Source organism: Nonomuraea turkmeniaca (genome assembly GCF_005889735.1).
Classification (GTDB): domain Bacteria; phylum Actinomycetota; class Actinomycetes; order Streptosporangiales; family Streptosporangiaceae; genus Nonomuraea; species Nonomuraea turkmeniaca.
The window spans coordinates 25,857-42,100 of the sequence record NZ_VCKY01000076.1 but is presented as its reverse complement, the minus strand read 5'-3'; the positions used below and the strand labels follow the sequence as shown (position 1 = coordinate 42,100).

Genomic DNA, 16,244 nt, shown 5'->3' with positions numbered 1-16,244 from the left:
GTGGTGGGCGGGGTCGTCGGGGTGCGCGGTGGCCAGCGCCATGACGACGATCGCGGCCAGATCGCGGACGATCAGGTCGGTCCGCACTTGGCCGTGCTGCTGGGCTCTGGTCAGCACCGCGCCGAGCGGGCCCATGAACCGCGCGGTGATGTCGACGGTGAACGCGCCCGATTCCTTGGCCGCCTTCAGCAGCCCTCGATGGGCGGCCAGGGTGGCGACCGTGGCGGTCAGGGCCTCGGCCAGCGCTTGCCCGGCGTCGGGGGCGTCATGGGCGGCCAGCACGAGGGGTTCGATCTCTTCGGCGAAGTACGTCTGGAAGGCGGCCCTCATGACCCCGTCGCGGTCGCCGAAGCGCCGGTAGAGCGTGGCGCTCCCGATCCCCGCGCGGCGGGCGATCTCGTCGAGCGAGACGTCGGGGCCGTGCTCGCGCAGGGTCGCGACCGCCGCTCTGGCGATCTTGTGGGCGTTGCGCAGCGCGTCGGCTCGCTGTCGCTGCTCGTGCACAGGCTGAACGCTAGCAAGCCACGCCGAGCGCATATCACTTAGCCGGGGGCGCACGGACGCCCTGTCGCCGGAGTGGCGTTTTCAGTCCTCCGCCTTCCGGCGAGTTCACACGCGACCAGATAGCGCTCAGCTTCACCCTGGAGGACTACGACAAGATCGCCTACATCGCCGTGCATGGACGACCTGAGGGGACAACGGTGAGTTTCCGGCCGTGCCGAGGTCAGTACCGGCGACACATCGACTACACATGGATGACGACATGGCACTGGATCTCTTCGCCGGCATCCCCGTCACCGACTACGCCGCGGCGTTGCCGTGGTACGAGCGGCTCTTCGGCGGGCAGCCGTCGTTCCTGCCGAACGACATCGAGGCGGTGTGGGAGGTGGCCGAGCACCGGTACGTCTACATCGTGCAGGATCCGGAACGGGCGGGGAACGCCCTGGTGTTGTCGTTCGTCGACGACATCGAGGACCGAGTCGCCGAGATCGCCCGGCGGGGCATCGAGCCCGCGAAGCGCGAGACGTACGACGGTGGCGTGACCAAGGTGACCTATCGGGACGCGGAAGGCAACGAGATCAGCTTCGGGGGCGGCCTGGGCTGACGCCACCTCGGACGTCGACCCTCGCTTTGGCGGATGTCCGTCCATCCAGTCCTGCTGCGCCAGGGGCCCGGTGGGCGTGCGCAACGTGGTTCGAGGTTACGCGGATGCCATGGCAGAGCCCTCAATCAAGCCGCTGTTGCGGCAAAGGGGGGGTATTCAGGCTGGCATGCGCGAAGGGTATGGTGAGGAGTTGTGACGACGTTTCGGATCAGCGAGGCCGCCGCGCTGCTCGGGGTCAGCTCCGACACCGTCCGCCGCTGGGTGGACGCCGGTCGGCTGTCGGCCGAGCGGGACGAGCACGGCCACCGGCGGATCAACGGCGCCCATCTCGCGGCCTTCGCCCGTGACCAGGTGGAGGCGGACGGCGACGGTGGCCGTTCCTCGGCGCGCAACCGCTTTCGCGGGATCGTCACCGAGGTGGTCAGGGATGCGGTGATGGCGCAGGTGGAGATCGCCGCAGGGCCGTTTCGGGTGGTGTCGCTGATGAGCCGTCAGGCCGCCGACGAGCTCGGCCTGGAGGCGGGGGTGGTCGCGGTCGCCGTGATCAAGTCCACCAACGTCGTCGTCGAGATTGCCGGCCATGATCGCGTGACCAGTAGCGTGTGAGGAGCCCTCCTTGGTGTTCAGGCGTCTTTCTCGGTGGGCCGTCGCCCTTCCCGTCGCGCTCGCGCTGGGCCTGTCGGGGTGCGGCTCCGGCGAACCGGCCACCTCCGCGGCCTCCGCTCGGTCCGCCGGCGCCGGCGGGGCGAAGGAGGTGACGGTCTTCGCAGCGGCGTCCCTGACCGGCACATTCACCGAGCTCGGCAAGACCTTCGAGGCCGCCCATCCAGGCACCACGGTCAGGTTCAACTTCGGCTCCAGCGCCACGCTCGCTCAGCAACTCACCCAAGGCGCGCCCGCCGACGTGTTCGCCGCCGCCAGCCCGGCCACCATGAAGACCGTGACCGACGCCTCCCTGGCGAACGCGCCGACCACGTTCGCGCGCAACAAGCTGCAGATCGCCGTGCCCGCCGGCAACCCGGCCAAGGTGGACGAGCTCCAGGACTTGGCCGACCCGAAGGTGAAGGTGGCCCTGTGCGCCGACCAGGTGCCGTGCGGCGCCGCCGCGGTCAAGGCGCTGGGCGCGGCCGGCCTCAAGGTCACCCCCGTCACCTTGGAGCAGGACGTCAAAGCCACGCTGACCAAGGTGGAGCTCGGCGAGATCGACGCCGCGCTGGTCTACGAGACCGACGTGATCGCCTCGGCGGGCAAGGTGCGGGGCATCGCGTTCCCGGAGGCCGACAAGGCGATCAACGACTATCCGATCGCCACGCTGACCAAGGCGCCGGCCGGTGATCTGGCCAAGCAGTTCTTCGATCTGGTGCTGTCACAGCAGGGCGAGGACGTGCTGACCAAGGCCGGCTTCGAGGCTCCCTGACCGCGATGGCGACTTCTGAGCGCTCCGAGCGTCCGGTGAACCCGTCGGGTGGAGCCGCCGGACGCGCGGCGCCCCCGCGCAAGGGTTCCGGCCGCCTGCCGTGGATGTTGGTGCTGCCTGCCGTGCTCGGGCTGGCGTTCCTGGTGCTGCCACTGGCCGGGCTGCTGATCCGCGCCCCCTGGCCCACCTTGCTGCAGCGGCTGGCCGAGCCGCAAGTGCTGGAGGCGCTGCGGCTGTCGCTGTTCTGCGCCACCGTCGCCACCGCGCTGTGCCTGGTGTTCGGGGTGCCGCTGGCCTGGTTGCTGGCCCGGGTGAGCTTCCCCGGCCGACGCCTGATGCGGGCCCTGGTGACCGTGCCGCTGGTGCTGCCCCCCGTCGTGGGCGGTGTGGCGCTGCTGCTGGTGCTGGGGCGGCGAGGGTTGGTCGGGCAGTGGCTGGAGTCTACGTTCGGGGTCACGCTGCCGTTCACCACCGCGGGCGTGATCGTCGCCGAGGCGTTCGTGGCGATGCCGTTCCTGGTCATCAGCGTGGAGGGTGCGCTGCGCGGCGCCGACCAGCGGTACGAGGAAGCCGCCGCGACGCTCGGCGCCTCCCGCTGGACCGTCTTCCGCCGCGTCACGCTGCCGCTCATCATGCCGGGCGTGGTGGCCGGAGCGGTCTTGTGCTGGGCGCGGGCGTTGGGCGAGTTCGGCGCCACGATCACGTTCGCCGGCAACTTCCCCGGCACCACCCGCACCATGCCGCTGGCCGTCTACCTCGCCCTGGAAACCGAGCCGGAGGCCGCCATCGTGCTCAGCCTCGTCCTGCTCGCGGTCTCGGTGATCATCCTGGCCAGCCTGCGCGACCGATGGGTGACCACGCCATGACCCTGCACGCCCACCTTGTCGTCACCCGGCCCGCCTTCACCCTCGACATCTCCCTGACGGTCGCCCCCGGCGAGGTGGTCGCGCTGCTCGGACCCAACGGCGCCGGCAAGACCACCGCCCTGCGCGCCCTGGCCGGGCTCACCGCGCTCGCGCGGGGCGAGATCGTCCTCGACGGCAGCCCGCTGCACACCCTGTCCGTCGAGGAACGCCCGATCGGCATGGTCTTCCAGGACTACCTGCTCTTCCCGCACCTGTCCGCTCTCGACAACGTCGCCTTCGGACCGCGCTGCCAAGGCGTCTCCAAGGCGGAAGCCCGGCGCACCGCCGCCGCCCTCCTCGACCGCGTGGGCCTCACCGACCATGCGACGGCCAAACCCCGCCGGCTGTCCGGTGGCCAGGCCCAGCGGGTCGCGCTGGCCCGGGCGTTGGCCGTTCGGCCGCGCCTGCTGCTGCTGGACGAGCCGCTGGCCGCGCTGGACGCCCACACCCGGCTGGAGGTCCGCTCCCAGCTGCGCCGCCACCTGGCCGACTTCGACGGCGCCACCGTGCTGGTCACCCACGACCCCCTCGACGCGATGGTGCTGGCCGACCGGCTGATCGTCATCGAGCACGGCGCCATCGTCCAGCAAGGCGTCCCGGCCGAGGTCGCCCGCCGCCCGCGCACCGACTACGTGGCCCGCCTGGTCGGGCTCAACCTGTACCGCGGGGTGGCCGACGGGTCCGGGGTCAAGGTGGGCCAGTTGTTGATCAGCACGTCGGACCGCCTGGAAGGGCCGGCGTTCGTCGCTTTCGCGCCGGCGGCCGTGGCTCTCTACCGCTCCCGGCCGGACGGCAGCCCGCGCAACGTCTGGCAGGCCCGCATCGAGGGGGTCGAACGGCACGGCGACAACGTCCGCGTCCACCTCGACGGCCCGATCGTCGCCTTCGCCGACATCACCCCCGCCGCTCTGGCCGACCTCGACCTGACCCCCGGCCAGCAGGTCTGGGCCTCGGTCAAGGCCACCGAGACCCACGCCTACCCGGCATGAGCGGTCAACGGACCGGCAAGGGCCACGACGGCAACGCCATCTGCCTGGGCGGCGCCTGCACGGCCCGCTCACTGCGACCAGGTGGAGCTGTACATCGCCCTGCACTGGGCGCGGATCCGCCCTGTTCCTGCGGCGGCCTGGCACCATGACCGGTCGTCTGGCGCCGGAGGCCTGGCTGATGTGCGCGAGACCACCGAGCGCTGGTCCGGTCGACCACGCCGGGCTTCCGCATGAGCACTCGCGGACCGCCTCTCAGCGGGCGCGGTGAGGCCGCCGAGGGTGACGGTGACGAGGCAATCGGCGTCAAGCCCGAGTGGGCCGCCGAGGCCGATCGCGAGGAGCTTGGACTCGGTCCTCGTACTTCGAGGTCTTCCGAAGCATCGGGGCGATTCATCCGGCGTGTGGTGAGGATGACGGCCCAATGTTGGTGATATGCGACGACTGTATGGCGATTTCGTTACACTTCCCAATCCATTGGGAGAGGGGAGCGCTTCGCGTGGGTCTGGAGATCAGGATCCTCGGTCCGTGGGAAATCCTGGCCGACGGCAGACCGGTCAGGATCGTGGGCCGGCGGCGGATGGGCGTGCTTGCCAGGCTTGCGCTCGACGCCGGCCAGGCTGTCCACATCGACCAGATCCTCGCCGACGTCTGGGGACGGAGCTCGGTGGCTACCGCTGCCAAGCAGCTCCACATCGTGATCTACAAGCTGCGTGAGACGCTCGTCCCGCTCGGTGGCGAAGAGATCATTCAGACCATTCCCGGCGCTTACCGGCTCGCGCTGGATCGTGACCGCGTTGACGCTCACCTGTTCACCCGGCTGGCGGAACAGGCCCGCGCCGCCCGGTCCCAGGGCACGACGGCCACCGCCGACGCGCTGTTCCGCCAGGCGCTGGGCCTGTGGCGTGGTCCGGCACTTGCCGAGGTGACCGGGCCATGGGCCGGCATCGCAGCGACGCGTCTGGAAGAGGAACGGGTCGCCGTACTGGGAGACCATTTCGATCTGCGACTCGCCGCCGGCCAGCACCACGCCGTGGCCGCCGAGCTCGCCGCGTACGTCAGGGCCCATCCCTTACAGGAACGGTTCACCGCCCAGCTCATGCTGGCGCTGTATCGAGCCTCGCGGCAGGCAGAGGCGCTGGCCGTCTATCAGGAGACCCGGCGGGTCATGATCGAGGAACTCGGTCTCGAGCCCGGAGCCGAACTGCGCCGGCTCCACCAGGCCGTGCTCGTCAAAGATCCCGCGCTCGATCTGACCACCCCGGCGCAGGAGGGCCCGGTGAGTGAGCCGATCGTGCGCTCAGAGCTTCCCGCCGACATCAACGTGTTCACCGCCCGGGCCGCTGAGATCGAGTGGTTGCGCGCCGCCCTCGCCGCGGACGGCGGACCCACGGTCACCGCGATCGACGGGCCCGGCGGTATCGGGAAGTCGGCGCTGGCCATGCACGTCGCGCATGCCGTCACCAGCCGCTTCGCCGACGGCGTCAGCTATGTCAACCTGCACGGCTCCACCCCCGGCATCGCACCTCTGACCCCCCTCGAAGCGCTTCGTCACCTGCTGCGCTCGCTGGGACTCGACGGGCCCGCCGTACCCGCCGACCCCGATGAGGCCGCCGCGCGCTTCCGATCGCTCACCGCGAAGAGCAACCTGCTCCTGATCGTCGACAACGCCCGCGACGCGCGCCAGGTTCTCCCGCTGATCCCCGCTGGGCCCGGCTGCAAGGTCGTCATCACCAGCCGCGACCCGCTGGCCACCCTGGACAATGCCCACCACCTGCACCTTGGCAGGCTCGACGACTCGGACGCCGCCGAGCTGCTCGCCCGCGTCGTCGGGCCTGACCGCGTGGGGGCCGAGCCGGAAGCGGCCGAGGAGATCGTACGGCTCTGCGGTGGTTTCCCGCTCGCACTGCGGATCGCGGGCGCCCGGCTGGCCGCTCATCCCGACTCGGCACTCTCCGACCTGGCCGTACGGCTTGCCGACGCCACCCGCCGCCTCGACACGCTGGAGTACGCCGACCTGGCGGTGCGCGCCGGCATCGCGGTCAGCCACCAGCACCTGCGCGAGGAAGCCGCCGACCGGGGTGCTGCGCACCTGCTCACCCTGCTTGGCCTGCTCGACCTGCCCACGCACACGCCGGCCGCGTCCGCCGCGCTGGCCGGCTGGCCGGTTGCCCGAGCCGAGGCCGCCCTGGAACGGTTGCTGGACGCCCGCCTCCTCGAACCGGCCGGGCCGAACCGGTACCGGTTCCACGACCTCATCAGCCTCTACGCCCGGGAACGAGGAGCGGAAGACCTTCCTGAAGAGGAACGCAGAGCTGCCGTCCGCCGCGTCCTGCACCACTACCTGGCGACAGCGCAGCGCGCCGACACCCTGCTGAACGGCAACAGCACGGACAACGCCACCCGGTTCCCCGCCGAACAACCCGGGGAGGAACTCCCCACAGTGGAAGCCGCGAACGCCTGGACCGAAGGTGAACGGGAGAACCTCTTGGCCGCGGTTCATCAGGCGGCCAGAGACTTCGCCGACCAGACCGTGACCGGTCTCGCGAACATCGCTCACTGGTTGTTCTCCTGGCGTGGCTGGTTCCCCGAAATGGTCGCGGTGGGCCAGGAGGCGATGCGCATCGCCGCGGGTCACGGCGACTGGGAGGGTCAGGCCGTCCTGGGCCAGGGGCTCGGCGGCGTCCACCAGGAACTGGGGCGGTTCGAGGATGCCGTCAGGTACTTGGAGGCGGCGCTGGCCTGCTGGGATCGTGCTGGACAGCCGAATCAAAAGGCGGGGACGTACAACGACCTCGGCATCACGTACGCCATGATGGGGCGCTACGACGACGCGCTGTCCGCCCTGGAACGCGCCCAGACCCTCACCAGGGAGAGGGGACGCCCGGACCTGGAGTCCTACGTCCGTAACAATCGCGTGCACGTCTATTACCGTCAGGGAAGGCACGATGAGGCCGTTGACGAGGCGCGACACGCCCTGACCATGGCGGAGCGGTGGTGTGACCCCGGCGAGGTGGGCATTGCCCGTGACACGCTTGCCGACGCTTATCGGGCCGGCGGACTGCTCGCCGAGGCGGTGAAGGAGTACCGTCAAGCGATCAAGATCCAGCGCGGCCTGGGCCGGAATGTCGGCGCCGCCGTGTCCTGCTGGTGGCTCGGCCACACCCTGCACGACCTGGGACGGGGGGAAGAGGCGTGGGCTTCTTGGCGGGAGTCGCTCGACCTGCTGCGTGAGGCCCGCCTCCTCACCTCTGGCGAGGTGTCGAGCCTCATGGCTCAGCCGCTTCCCGACACCCCGGAACCCATCAAGAACCAGCTCTGAGCAGCAGTGCCGCTTCGGCGGGATGCCAATGGCACCAGCGTGGTGTGCATCGTGGCGGCCTCCGCGTCTGCGGCCTTCAAGGCTCTGGTAGTGGGTTCACAGGCGGACGACGAGCAGGGCGATGTCGTCGCGGGCGCTGCTGGAGTCCAGGCATGCCAGGAGGGCGTCGGCGAGGGGTTCGGGATCGAGCGTGCCGGACCCGGCGAGCGCGTCGGTCAAGCGTGCCAGACCGACGTCGATGTCCCGGCCGCGGCGTTCGATGAGACCGTCGGTGTACAGGACGAGGGTGCCGCCGGGTGTGTAGGACAGTTCGGCCTGCGGGCCGGTGACGTGCTCGGGGCGGGCACCCAGCGGAGGGTCGGTGGCCTCGTCCAACAGCGCGCAGGAGCCGTTCGGGTGGAGCAGGACGGGCGGCAGGTGGCCGGCGCTGCTGTAGGTGATGCGGCGATTTCTGGTGTCGATCAGAGCCTCGACCGCCGTGGTGGCCAGCGCCCCGTCCAGCGAACGGGCGTACAGACCGAGCACTTCCAGCGCCCGGGCAGGCTCCCGCACGACGCGGATCGCGGCGCTCAGCGCGCTGCGCAGCATCCCCATGGTGGTGGCGGCTTGCAGGCCGTGACCTACGACGTCGCCGACGGCGACGGCGAAGCAGCCGTCCGGCAGGTCGACGATGTCGTACCAGTCGCCGCAGACGTTCAGTGTTCCCACCGCGGGCAGGTAGCGCACCGCGATGTCGGGATGCAGGTCCAGGCCGGGGCAGTGGAGCATGGCCTCCTGAAGGGTGAGCGCGACCTCGCGTTCGCGGGCGTGGGCATGGCGGAGTTCTTCGTACAGCCGCTGAAGTTCCTGCGCCCTGGCATACAGCTCGGCCTCCATGGCCTTCTGTCGCCTGGTCAAGCTGTGGACGGCGGGCCGCTCCTGGCCGCAGGAGCGGACGAATTGCGTCACGTCCTCGACCCGGTGGATGATCCACGACAGCGTCCCGTCAGGCGCCAGGACGGGGGTGTTGATCGGGTACCACCAGCGCTCCTCGAACGCCCCAGGGCAGTCGGTGAGGGGGATGTCGTATTTCTGCAGGCCCATCGTGTCCCGCTCCCTGGAGGCCAGCACCCGGTGCAGCGAGGCGCGCAGGTTCTCCACCCCGTCGGCGTTGGGATCGTCGGGATTGTCGGGGAATGCGGCGAAGATGTGCTGCCCGATCAGTTCCTCGGCGGTGCGGCCGGTCGCGTGCAGGTAGGCCTGGTTGACATCGACGATCATCAGGTCGGGGTCCAGCACCAGGCATGGGGACGGCGTGGCGGCGAACAGCGCCGCGTGGTCGATGCGTGGCGTGACCGATTTTCGCGTGGCCGGCCTGTGAAGGCTGGTGGACCTGCCCACGCCATCCACTCTATGAGGTGTTTTGCCTGGTCACCAGAGGTAGGGGTCAGGAGATCAGCGCGCGAGCCTGGCGGGCGATCTCCCATTCCTCGTCGGTCGGGATGACCAGCACGGGCACCTCGGCACCCTGTGGGGAAACGGCCCGCTCGCCGGTCGTGTGCGCCTGGTTGAGCGCCGGGTCCACGGCGATGCCGAGCCGTTCGAGCCCGGCCAGAGATGCCGCGCGGGTGGCGGCGTCGTTCTCGCCCACTCCGCCGGTGAACACGATCGTGTCCACCCGCCCCAGCAGCGCGTAGTAGGCGCCCACGTACTTGCGGATGCGCCGGGTGTAGATCTCCAGCGCGAGCCTGGCCTCGTCGTCGTGGCGGCCGCGTACCTCGCGCATGTCCCGGGTGCCGGTGAGCGCGAGCAGGCCGCCGCAGTGGGTGAGTGCGTGCTCCACCTGCTGGGCGTCCAGTTCCTTGACCCGGGCGAGGTAGCCGGCGAGCGCGGGGTCGACGTCACCTGAGCGGGTGCCCATGACCAGCCCCTCCAGCGGCGTCATGCCCATGGAGGTGTCGACGCTGTGGCCGCCGTTGATCGCGGTGGCGCTCGCGCCGTTGCCTAGATGCAGCACGATCAGGTTGAGCTCGGTGAGGTCGCGCCCGAGATGGGCGGCGGCGCGGCGGGAGACGTAGGCACAGGAGGTGCCGTGGAAGCCGAAGCGCCGCACCCCCCAACCCTGCGGCACGGCGTACGTGTACGCCTCCGGCGGCAGCGTACGGTGGAACGCCGTGTCGAACACGGCCACCTGCGGCACCCCGGGGAACGCCGTGCGCGCGACCCTGATCCCGGTCACGTTGACCGGGTTGTGCAGCGGCGCGAGCGGGCTCAGCTCCTCGATCGCCGCGATCACCTCGTCGTCGACGAGCACGGCCTCGGTGAACCGGGTCCCGCCGTGCACGACACGGTGCCCGACCGCGACGGGCGCCATGTCGGGCCCCGCCGCGGCGAACGCCTCCATCATCGCGTCCAGCCCCTCGCCGTGCCCGGGGAAGGGCCGCTCACGTACGTACGGCGGCGCGTCCCCGGCTTGGTGCGTGATCCGCCCCGTCTCCTCGCCGATGCGCTCGATCAGGCCTCTGGCCGGGCGCTCGTGGGTGTCGACGTCCACGAGCTCATACTTGATCGACGAGGATCCCGTGTTCAGGACGAGAATGCGGCCGGCCATGCCCCCGAGCCTATTTCCACGGTTTCCCCGCCGTGCTCGCGGGTCCACGGTGCGCCTGAAGCCGGGCGCCGGCCGCTCTCCTACGGCCCCTCACGCTCGCCGACGGGCCTCTTCACGCTCGCCGACGGGCCCCGTCACGCTCGCCGACCGCAACCAAACGGAGATCTCGGTGTAGGGCATTCACCGGACACCGATGTCTCCTTTGTCCTTGTAAAGTGACGACCAGTCGCGGTCAAGCCGTGTGTTTCCCTTTCGGGGAAGAATGTGCAGGCCATGGGGGAAGGTTCTTGCTCTTGTCGTTGATCTTGGCGACGAACATGCTCGGCGACGACTACGCAGCCACCGAAGTGCCTGAACCAGGCGCTCGGACCGCTGAGGAGCACGGCGGCGAAGCCCGGTCCTGGCGGCGGAGCGGCGGGAGCGATCACGGGAGTGGCCGCCGCGCGCAATGCGGCGACGATGCCGTTCCCGCCGGAGGCATCCCCGGACCAGCGGGATCCTCGAGCTAGCCGGTCGCGGCCTGCGACGTTTCGCGCCCTGCGCCGATACCTCGGGCAGCGCGGCTTGACAGCTGTGTCATCACAAGCGATCTCTCCTTGCCCCCGCGCCCCCTGCGCAGAGCTTCGCACCTGTTCGGTACCTCTATCCGATGTGGCGGGAGCCTTGATGGGACTACTGATCAAAATCCTCGGGCCATGGGAGATCACGGCGAACGGTGAGCCGGTGAAGGTGGCCGGTGAGCGGCGGATCGCGCTCCTGGCCCGGCTGGCGCTGAGCGCGGGCCGGGCAGTTCCCGCGGAACAACTCCTCGCCGACGTGTGGGGCCAGAGCACAGCGGCGACGGCAGGCAAACAACTGCACATCGTGGTGTCGAAGCTTCGCAGCGTACTCTCACCGCACCAAGACGACGACGTCATCGCGACCGTGGCCGGTGGGTACCAGCTGAACATCGCGTGCGAGCGCATCGACGCCCACCTGTTCGCCATCCTGGCCCGCCAGGCTCGTACCGCATGGGCGCAGGGCGAGATCGAGACGGCTGATGCCCTGTTCCAGCGGGCTCTGGCACTGTGGCGGGGGGACGCGCTGTCCGGCATGTGCGACTCATGGGCCCAGGTGGAGTCCGCCCGCCTGGAAGAGGAGCGCATGACCGTGCTGGAGGACCATGTCGACCTGCGCCTGGCGGCAGGTGATCATCACGCGGTGGTCCCGGTGGTCACAGCCCACGCCGAGGCCCAGCCGCTCCGGGAGCGTCCTCGCGTCCAGCTGATGTTGGCGTTGTACCGGGCTTCTCGATCGTCCGAAGCGCTCGAGGTGTACCAGGAGACTCGCCGCATCATGGCCAGTGAGCTGGGCATCGAGCCTGGGCCGGCGTTGCGCCGGCTGCAGCAGGCGGTGCTCCGCCGAGATCCCGCACTCGATCTCGGTTCTCCGAGGCAGCGAGCCGTGCTCGCCAAGCCCGTCGTCCCGATCGAACTTCCCGCCGGCACCCAGGCGTTCACCGCGCGCACCAAGGAAGTCGCCTGGCTGCAGAAGACGCTCACCGACATCGTGCCCGGACTGCCCGCCGTCGCTGCGATACACGGTCCCGGCGGGATCGGCAAATCCGCGCTGGCCGTTCACGCCGCGCACACCATCGCCGACCGCTTCGCCGACGGCGTCCTCTACGTGAACCTACGCGCCGCCACTGCCAAGGCCCGGCCGCTGTCGCCGTTCGAGGCTCTGAGCCGGCTGCTGCGCTCACTCGGGCTTGAGGGCAGTGCCGTACCGCCCACCCAGGACGAGGCCGCCGCCCGCTACCGCTCCCTTACCTCGACGCGCAATCTGCTCGTCATCCTCGACGACGCGCTCGACGCCAGCCAGGTCCTGCCTCTCATCCCCGCCGGGCCCGCATCCGCGGTCATCGTCACCAGCCGCCAGATCATGGCCTCACTCGACAGCACGAGCCGTCTGCCCCTCACCGCGCTCGACCACGCCGACGCCACTGCGTTGTTCGCCCGAATCGCCCATCCCGCCCGGGTCGCCGCCGAGCCGGAAGCGGCGCAGCAGATCGTACGGCAGTGCGGCGGCCTTCCTCTCGCGCTCCGCATCGCGGCGGCACGCCTGGCCGCGCGGCCCGGTAGCACGCTGTCCCACCTGGCCGATCAGCTCGCCGACCCCGGCCGCCGCCTCGATGCCCTGCAACACGCCGACCTGTCGATACGCGACAGCATCGAGGTCAGCCTTCAGCACCTTCCCGACGAGCCGGCGGGTCACGACGCCACCTACGCGTTCCTTCTGCTCGGCCTGCTGGAATCCGCCACCCACACGGCGGCGGCCATGTCCGCTCTCGCCGACTGGCCGGAACAGCGCGCGGAAGCCGCGCTCAACCGCCTCTTGGACGCCCGCCTGCTCGAAGCCGCCGGGCCCGGTCGCTACCGGATGCACGACCTGATCCGCCTTTATGCCCGCGAGCAGGCCGTCCACCGTGTGCCCGAACACGAGCGCGTCACCGCCACCCGTCGCGCGTTCCGTCACCATCTGACCACGGTCAAGCACGCGCACGTCCTGATCGACCCCCTCACGGACAGCCCCATGGTGCGGTATCCGGCCGATCGGCCCGGCCTCCGATCGGTACTCCGCAGCGGTATGGCATTGGTGGGCGGACCGGCCTATCAATGTCGGACTCACCGGCACGGGCAGTCTCTGGACGCTGATCTCTGGGCTCACTGACGAGGAGCATGTCCTCCACCGGCGACACCGCGATTTCGCGGATACCGGCGGCGGCATGATGTCTCCCCGATGAGTCTGTCTCTTCGGCAGGACGTCACACTTCAACCCCGCCGGACCTCTCAGGAGACGACATGACAAAGGAGATACATCATGACCGTCACCACGGAGGACCTTCAGGTGCTGCGCACCCCGGAGGCGCGCTTCGAGAATCTGCCGGACTACCCTTTCGAGCCGCACTACGTGGCGGTGGAGGGCGGGCGGCTGCGCATGCACTACGTGGACGAGCGGCCCGAGGACCCGGCGGCTTCGGGGGAGACCGTCCTGCTGCTGCACGGCAACCCCTCGTGGAGCTACCTGTACCGGCACGTCATCCCGCCATTGGTGGCGGCCGGGCACCGATGCGTGGCCGTCGATCTGATCGGGTTCGGCAAGTCCGACAAGCTGGCGGACCGTTTCGCCTACACCTATGAGCGGCACCTCGGCTGGCTGCGCGAGGCCGTGTTCGACAGGCTGGACCTGCGCGAGGTGACCATGGTGTGCCACGACTGGGGCGGCGCGCTGGGCCTGCCGCTCCTGGCCGCGCATCCCGAACGGTTCCGCCGGGTGGTGGCCGGCAACACCGGGCTGAGCACCGGGGACGAGGACCTCGGCGCCGGATGGCCGCTCATGGCCGCCTGGTTGCAGTCCAGCCAGCGCACCTATCCGTTCCAGCCGTCCATGATCGTGGACGCCATGACCGTCACCGGGCTCGACCAGGCGGTGCTGGCCGCTTACGACGCGCCCTACCCCGACGAGCCGTACCTGACGGGTATCCGGCAGTTCCCCCTGCTCATCCCCATCTCGCCGCAGGACGAGTACACGCCCGCACTGCGCGCTGCCTGGACTGTGCTGGAGAGGCTGGAGTTGCCCTTCCTGTGCGCGTTCAGCGACCAGGACCACGTCACCCGCGGCGATCACAGCGCCTTGAGCGGGCGGATCCCGGGGGCCAAGGGCCGGGCCCATCCCACCATCACCGGCGCCGGCCACTTCCTCCAAGAGGACGCCGGACCGGCGCTCGCGGCCGTCGTCGACGACTTCATCCGTTCGACCGTCAACGAGCACTCAGCATGACCATCCCCGTCGCCGGGGCCGCCGGCACCGGCGACGGGGATGAGCCGAGGTCGGGGTTGATGGACGGGTGGTCGTTGTACGTGACGATCATCCGTCCCGTGCCACACCTCGCAGGTACGCCGCCACGCGGTGCTTGCCGCCGTACTCGGCCCAGCCGAGCGGGGTCGAGTCGTGTTCGGTGTCCTTGATCGTTGGGTCGGCGCCGAGCTCGATCAGTGTCCTGGCCGTCTCGACGTCGTCGTTCCAGGCCGCGGCGTGCAGCGGGGTGGAACGCCGCCGGTGGTTCACACCGAAGCCGAGACCGGCGAGCAGTCGCACGGCCGCGGGCTTGCGCAGCTCGGCCGCCCTGTTGATCAGCTCCGGGGATTGGGCGAGCGCTCGTGTCAGCGGTTCCGGGCCGAATCCGGCCACCGCGTCGGCGTCGGCGCGCATGCAGGCGGCGGTGAACGCGTCCATCTCCTCCAGCGCCGCCGAGGCGCCCGCCGCGGCCAGGATCTCCGCGACCTCGGTGTGCCCGTTCAGCAGTGCCAGCTCGTACGGCGTGCGTCCGCCGTATGCAGGATGCCCGCCGATGCCGTTCACCTCCGCGCCGTGGGCGAGGAGCAACCGGGCCCGCTGCGGGCCGCCGCGCAGTGCGGCGGTGGCCAGTTCTTCGCGCAGCATCTGCTGCGGGGACTGCAGCGTCGGGCCCAGCCTGGCATGCCACGGCCCGCCCTCGCCGCGGCCCAGGCCGAACTCGAGCAGCAGCTGAAGGTGGGTGGTGTCGTGGGAGAAAGAGCCGCCGAGCCCGAGGTTGTAGAGGGTCTGGCTGTCGTTGGGGTCCGCTCCGGCCTCCAGCAGCAGCCTGGCCAGCGCCAGTCCCTGCGGGTGCGGCGGCTGGTGGCCCTCTCCTCCGCCGAACGCCCCGGTGAGTGCGGTGAACGGCGAGGTCAGCCCGTCCCACAGGAATCCCGCGTTCGGATCGGCGCCGTGTTCGAGGAGGAGCCGGGCCGCCTCCACATACCGCCCGGGGGCTTGAAGACGCGCGTAGGCCAGATACAGCAGCGGCTCCCACCTGTAGGGACCGCCCTGCGCCCGGGTGAGCCCCGGATCTCCGGCCAGCGCGTCAGCCAGCGCATCGGCCGAGCCGGTGGCCGCCATCGTGAAGACGTTCGCGGTGGGCAGCTGCGGATGCCGGGCCAGCAGCAGGTCGGCCTCCCCGGTCCGGCCCGGGTAGTCGGCGCCGTAGGTGAGGCAGGCAAGCCGCAGGAACTCCTCCGGCAGCTCCCCACTCGGCGCCACCCGGTGTGGCGAACGGGAGTACCGCTCGACGGTGCCGATGTGTTCCCGCAGCTTGAGCCAGCTGGCGAAGCCGTACATGCGGGCGGTGACGAGCTGCGCGTCGGCCAGTTTGAGCGTCTCCGGCGGCCGGGGATGGAACTCGGTGACGAGCCCCAGCGCCTCTGGAACCTCCGCCTTCACGTACTGGAGGAGGGTCTTGGCCTGCTTGCGGAGCCGTTCGATGCTGGGGTTGTCGGGCAGGGGATGGATGGGCACGAGGGCCTCCTTTCCGTGTGGCCTGGTGCCCGCATGATCAGGCCGGAAAAGAGGTCGGGCCGCGGTCGTTCGATGAACATCAGGTGGGCTTGGCCCTTTCCGCGGACTGGTGGCGCCCTGAGCGCGCACCACCCAGCTTATACCGATCAGTGGCGATCAGGGGAGGTGCCACTGAGCTCGGTCAGAACATGCCGTTCGGGATCTCGGCGGGCTCGGGCACCGGCTGAACGACGTCCCAGTGCTCGACGATCTGGCCGTCCACCAGCCGCCAGATGTCGACCACCGCGACGCCGCGCTCGTCTCCCGGCGGCACCATGCGGTAGTGCACCACGGCGTACTGGTCGTCGGTGATGACCCGCTTGAGCTCCAGCCGTGCCCCGGCCACCGGGGCCTGGGCGATGAACTCGATGAACGCCTCCCGGCCCGATGGGTTCCCCGGGCTGTGCTCGATGAAGTCCGCGCGCAGCAGCGTGCGCAGGACGTCGATGTTGCCTGCCGCGAACTCCGCGAAGCCGTGCAGGACGAGTTCCTTGATGCGTTGTGCCTGACTGATGTCGTTCATAC

General features: G+C 70.2%; 13 protein-coding genes. 8 read left to right on the top strand and 5 right to left on the bottom strand.

Annotated elements, in window-relative coordinates; translation table 11 throughout:
• The coding region (locus ETD86_RS22910; protein ID WP_170223219.1) for a TetR/AcrR family transcriptional regulator at positions 1-504 on the bottom strand (504 nt) is incomplete at its 3' end.
• Between the two features lie 259 nt (positions 505-763).
• Between ETD86_RS22910 and ETD86_RS22905 the strand changes: the two genes are divergently transcribed.
• From ETD86_RS22905 to ETD86_RS22880, 6 genes are all read left to right on the top strand, one after another.
• The gene (locus ETD86_RS22905) at positions 764-1,105 is read left to right on the top strand and encodes a VOC family protein (protein ID WP_138668209.1); all 342 of its coding nucleotides are present in this window, start codon (positions 764-766) and stop codon (positions 1,103-1,105) included.
• A 192-nt stretch (positions 1,106-1,297) separates the two neighbouring features.
• Positions 1,298-1,711: a TOBE domain-containing protein gene (locus ETD86_RS22900; RefSeq protein ID WP_138668208.1), complete on the top strand. Its 414-nt coding sequence runs from the start codon at positions 1,298-1,300 to the stop codon at positions 1,709-1,711.
• Between the two features lie 10 nt (positions 1,712-1,721).
• Positions 1,722-2,522: a molybdate ABC transporter substrate-binding protein gene (gene modA, locus ETD86_RS22895; RefSeq protein ID WP_138668207.1), complete on the top strand. Its 801-nt coding sequence runs from the start codon at positions 1,722-1,724 to the stop codon at positions 2,520-2,522.
• Between the two features lie 5 nt (positions 2,523-2,527).
• Positions 2,528-3,388: an ABC transporter permease gene (locus tag ETD86_RS22890; RefSeq protein ID WP_138668206.1), complete on the top strand. Its 861-nt coding sequence runs from the start codon at positions 2,528-2,530 to the stop codon at positions 3,386-3,388.
• Positions 3,385-4,416, top strand: a complete 1,032-nt coding sequence (locus tag ETD86_RS22885) for an ABC transporter ATP-binding protein (protein WP_138668205.1) — start codon at positions 3,385-3,387, stop codon at positions 4,414-4,416. The genes ETD86_RS22890 and ETD86_RS22885 overlap by 4 nt, the downstream gene beginning before the upstream one ends.
• A 496-nt stretch (positions 4,417-4,912) precedes the next feature.
• Entirely contained in the window at positions 4,913-7,735 is a 2,823-nt protein-coding gene (locus ETD86_RS22880) for an AfsR/SARP family transcriptional regulator (protein ID WP_170223218.1), read from the top strand.
• Between the two features lie 96 nt (positions 7,736-7,831).
• Here ETD86_RS22880 and ETD86_RS22875 read toward each other — a convergent pair whose 3' ends face one another.
• Both ETD86_RS22875 and ETD86_RS22870 read right to left on the bottom strand, forming a co-directional pair.
• Entirely contained in the window at positions 7,832-9,115 is a 1,284-nt protein-coding gene (locus ETD86_RS22875; RefSeq protein WP_211370243.1) for a SpoIIE family protein phosphatase, read from the bottom strand.
• Positions 9,116-9,161: 46 nt separating this feature from the next.
• The gene (locus tag ETD86_RS22870; RefSeq protein ID WP_138668203.1) at positions 9,162-10,325 is read right to left on the bottom strand and encodes an acetate/propionate family kinase; all 1,164 of its coding nucleotides are present in this window, start codon (positions 10,323-10,325) and stop codon (positions 9,162-9,164) included.
• A gap of 666 nt (positions 10,326-10,991) precedes the next feature.
• On the opposite strand from ETD86_RS22870, the gene ETD86_RS22865 reads away from it, so the two are divergent.
• Together ETD86_RS22865 and ETD86_RS22860 are read left to right on the top strand one after the other, a co-directional pair.
• The gene (locus tag ETD86_RS22865; RefSeq protein ID WP_170223217.1) at positions 10,992-13,034 is read left to right on the top strand and encodes an AfsR/SARP family transcriptional regulator; all 2,043 of its coding nucleotides are present in this window, start codon (positions 10,992-10,994) and stop codon (positions 13,032-13,034) included.
• A 150-nt stretch (positions 13,035-13,184) separates the two neighbouring features.
• The gene (locus tag ETD86_RS22860; RefSeq protein WP_138668201.1) at positions 13,185-14,144 is read left to right on the top strand and encodes a haloalkane dehalogenase; all 960 of its coding nucleotides are present in this window, start codon (positions 13,185-13,187) and stop codon (positions 14,142-14,144) included.
• 87 nt (positions 14,145-14,231) lie between these two features.
• Here ETD86_RS22860 and ETD86_RS22855 read toward each other — a convergent pair whose 3' ends face one another.
• Both ETD86_RS22855 and ETD86_RS22850 read right to left on the bottom strand, forming a co-directional pair.
• A complete protein-coding gene (locus tag ETD86_RS22855) occupies positions 14,232-15,680 on the bottom strand; it encodes an ankyrin repeat domain-containing protein (protein ID WP_138668200.1) in 1,449 nt (482 codons plus the stop codon).
• 181 nt (positions 15,681-15,861) lie between these two features.
• The gene (locus ETD86_RS22850; RefSeq protein ID WP_138668199.1) at positions 15,862-16,242 is read right to left on the bottom strand and encodes a nuclear transport factor 2 family protein; all 381 of its coding nucleotides are present in this window, start codon (positions 16,240-16,242) and stop codon (positions 15,862-15,864) included.
• Between the last annotated feature and the right edge of the window lie 2 nt (positions 16,243-16,244).

What these genes read in the sequence shown, in the direction of transcription:
- ETD86_RS22885 (WP_138668205.1), top strand. Translation starts at nt 3,385, where the DNA reads ATGACCCTGCACGCCCACCTTGTCGTCACCCGGCCCGCCTTCACCCTC.
- ETD86_RS22865 (WP_170223217.1), top strand. Translation starts at nt 10,992, where the DNA reads ATGGGACTACTGATCAAAATCCTCGGGCCATGGGAGATCACGGCGAAC.
- ETD86_RS22850 (WP_138668199.1), bottom strand. Translation starts at nt 16,242, where the DNA reads ATGAACGACATCAGTCAGGCACAACGCATCAAGGAACTCGTCCTGCAC.
- ETD86_RS22890 (WP_138668206.1), top strand. Translation starts at nt 2,528, where the DNA reads ATGGCGACTTCTGAGCGCTCCGAGCGTCCGGTGAACCCGTCGGGTGGA.
- ETD86_RS22860 (WP_138668201.1), top strand. Translation starts at nt 13,185, where the DNA reads ATGACCGTCACCACGGAGGACCTTCAGGTGCTGCGCACCCCGGAGGCG.
- ETD86_RS22905 (WP_138668209.1), top strand. Translation starts at nt 764, where the DNA reads ATGGCACTGGATCTCTTCGCCGGCATCCCCGTCACCGACTACGCCGCG.
- ETD86_RS22870 (WP_138668203.1), bottom strand. Translation starts at nt 10,325, where the DNA reads ATGGCCGGCCGCATTCTCGTCCTGAACACGGGATCCTCGTCGATCAAG.